This is a genomic window from Microbacterium sp. zg.Y909 (assembly GCF_024626565.1).
Map to the genome: position 1 here is coordinate 1 of NZ_JANJFJ010000464.1, position 3,079 is coordinate 3,079.

Consider the following 3,079-nt stretch of genomic DNA (forward strand, 5'->3'; position numbering starts at 1 on the left):
TTGAGCTTCGTGCCGCGATCTCGGCGGCGTCGCGCGAGTTCCGCGACCTGGTAGACGTACAGCTTGTCGATCTCGCGTGGCGTGAGGTCCATTGCAGCTCCTGACATCCGATTGAGAGAGGACGCGCTCCGACGTGTGTGCGTGGGGCGTCGATAGGGCGTCAGCCTTACACGCCCGGGAAGACCTGAACAGGCCCCCTCCTGCACGATCCGCACCACCTGCGACCGTGTCGCAGGACCACTGGGCAGGCCCCGTCGGCGGGGCTATAGTCGAGGCCTCGAACGGGGGCGGCATGGTGAAATCAGGGAGTGTCGCGGGCGGCTGGCTGATCGTCGTCTGCTGCCTTTCGCAGTTCCTGCACACCGTCTACGGCAGCGTCGCCAATATCGCGCTGCCCGATATCTCGCGGGATCTGGGCGCCGGAATCGACTCGCTGCAGTGGGTCGTGAGCGCCTACGTGCTGACGCTCGCGAGCCTGCTGATCTTCGCCGGAAACCTGGCAGATCGCATCGGTCGACGACGCGTGCTCGTGATGGGCAACGTGGTGATGATCGTGGGCTCGGTCGTCTGCGCCCTGAGCACGTCGGTGGGCCTGCTCGTCGTCGGACGGGTCATCCAGGGCGCCGGCAGTGCGCTCATCGCACCCGCCGGCCTGTCGCTTCTGGCAGCGGCGTTTCCGCAGCGTGCGCAGCGCGCCGTCGCGGTGATGTGGTGGACCACCATCGGCACGGCGTCGCTGGCGGCGGGCCCGATCCTCGGCGGACTGCTCGTGAAGGATCTCGGCTGGACCTCGGTGTTCTGGGCCGGCGTGCCTCTGGGGGTGGTGGCGTCGGTACTCGCGCTCGTCCTCCTGCGCGAATCCCGCGCGCAGCACCCTGCGCGCCTGGACGGCGTCGGCCAGATCCTGCTGACCCTCTTCCTCGCCGCCCTCGCGTTCACCCTGATCGAGGGCGTGCACCTGGGATGGACCTCCGTGCCCGTGCTCGCGGCGATCGCCGTCGCCCTGCTGTCGCTGGTCGCGCTCGTGCCGTACGAGCGCCGTCGGCAGGATCCGCTGCTGCCCCTGCATCTGCTGACCGACCGGCCGTTCGTCACCGCGCTGACGATGGCGGTGGCCGGGTACCTGGCACTCGCAGCGCTGCTGTTCGTCAACACCTTCTACCTGCAGTCCGAGCGCGGGCTGAACGCCACGCAGGCGGGCCTCATGACGATCCCGCTGGCCGCCGGCGCCACCGCATCCGCCCTCCTGGCCGCCCGATTCGTCGCACACCAGCATTCGCGCGCCGCACTCATCATCAGCGGAACGCTCCTCGCCGTCGGCTCTGCTGGGCTGTGGCTGACCGAGAGCGCCCCGCTGTGGACGGTGTTCCTGCCGTACTTCGTGTTCGGGTTCGGTTTCGGCCTCATCGCCGATCCCGTCAGCGTAACCGCGCTCTCGGAGCTGCCCACCGAGGAGTCCGGACTGGCGTCGAGCTTCATCTCCACGTCCAAGCAGGCCGGTCAGCTGCTGGGCATCGCCGGCGCCGGATCGATCCTCGCCGTCGCAGGCACATCATCGGACGCGACCGCGTTCGACGACATGGGCGGGTGGGTGTGGGCGGTGCTGGTGGCGGCCGGCGTGCTCATCGCCGGGCTCGCCGTCAGCACGCCGCGCACGCACATTCCCGTGCCGCCCAAGCCCGCGGCCGTGCACTGAGCCGGGTCAGCGCGACGCGCGGCCGCGGCGGTGGCGGTGGCGGCGGTCGGGATCGGCGGGAACCTGCGTGCCCGGCCCGTCGGGAGGGTCCACTGTGCCCGGACGGATCGACTCGATCAGTGCGAGCACCGACTGGTTCAGGCGCGTCAGCTGGACGTGTGCGTCCGCCTCGGGACCCTCACCCCTTCCGGGGTCGAGCGCGAGATCGGCGAGAGGATGCAGTCTGCTGGGCAGCGCACCCCGCAGCACCTCCTGGACGGCCGCGAAGTTCTCGTCGGACATCTGCGCGAGCCGCGACCACTGCGCGGTGTCGGCGGCGCCGTCCGCCCGCGGTAGACGCACGAGAGTGCGCCCCAGCCGCCGCTCGTAGTCGAGCACCGACCACAGTGCCGTCAGCTGCGCTTCGATGCCGTCGGCGCGCAGCGAGCCGGGGTCACGGCGCAACGGAGCCGCCCGCGTCTCCAGCGCTCGCAGCAGGTCGCCCAGCTCGCGCTCACGCTCGGCGACCTGCTGTCGGGTCAGCGCCTCCTCCCCCAGCCGCGGGGCGAGCAGATCCGACAGCAGCGCCCGCGCCCGACCCACCGCCGACGTCATGCCCGCCACGACCTGCGACCCGGTGCGGGTGGGCAGCAACAACGCCGAGATCACGATGGCGACCACGCCCCCGACGAGCGTCTCGAGCATGCGCGCCTGCACGGTCTCCACGCTCAGCGTTCCCATCACGTCGTACATGGTCGCCAGGCCCAGCGTGACCCAGAACACCATCGCCGCCGGCGAGATGGCGCGGGTGAACGCCACGAAGAAGACGCTCACGATCAGCAGCGGGTAGGCCCAGACCGGATCGTGCCCCGCGACGATCGCCAGCCCGAACGCGATACCCGAGGCGGCGACGGTCGCGATGATCCGCTGGATGCTCTTGACCCGGGTCTCCCCGTCGGAGCCGCTGATCGTCTGGAAGGCCGGCATGGCCGCCCAGTACTGATGCGTCGACGAGACCAGCGACCCGAGGAGCAGCGCGAGCCCCGTCGCGACCGTCGCCTGGGCGGCCTGCCGGTCGGTCGGCCGCAGCCCACCCGTCCCGTGCGGCGCCGCGGACGGGTGGTGGGCTGCGACGCCCGGCTTCTGCGCGGGATGGGGGGTGGGCGCCCGGTCCGCCACGACTTCTGCCAAGGACTCCAGCGCCTTGTCATCGGCCAGCTGCACGCGGCGCAGGCGCTCGGCCGCGTATCGCAGCTGCATGATCGCGAACAGCACCCGCCGCACCTCGCCGGTGAGCCCCGGGGGCAGCTCCGAGTCCTTGCGCGAACGCTCCGGCGGCGCGGCCGAGCCGCGGAAGGCCGAGATCTCGGCGCTCGTGGCGACGAGGTCGCCGGCGAGGCGCGC

General features: G+C 71.3%; 3 protein-coding genes. 1 reads left to right on the top strand and 2 read right to left on the bottom strand.

The annotated features are described in order from the left end of the window. On the bottom strand, positions 1-107 hold a 107-nt coding region (locus tag NQ160_RS21365; RefSeq protein ID WP_306853955.1), incomplete at its 3' end, for an urease subunit gamma. A gap of 185 nt (positions 108-292) precedes the next feature. On the opposite strand from NQ160_RS21365, the gene NQ160_RS21370 reads away from it, so the two are divergent. After that, entirely contained in the window at positions 293-1,696 is a 1,404-nt protein-coding gene (locus NQ160_RS21370; protein ID WP_257517080.1) for an MFS transporter, read from the top strand. A gap of 6 nt (positions 1,697-1,702) precedes the next feature. Here NQ160_RS21370 and NQ160_RS21375 read toward each other — a convergent pair. After that, a partial coding sequence (locus NQ160_RS21375) for an FUSC family protein (protein WP_257517081.1) occupies positions 1,703-3,079 on the bottom strand: 1,377 nt, incomplete at its 5' end.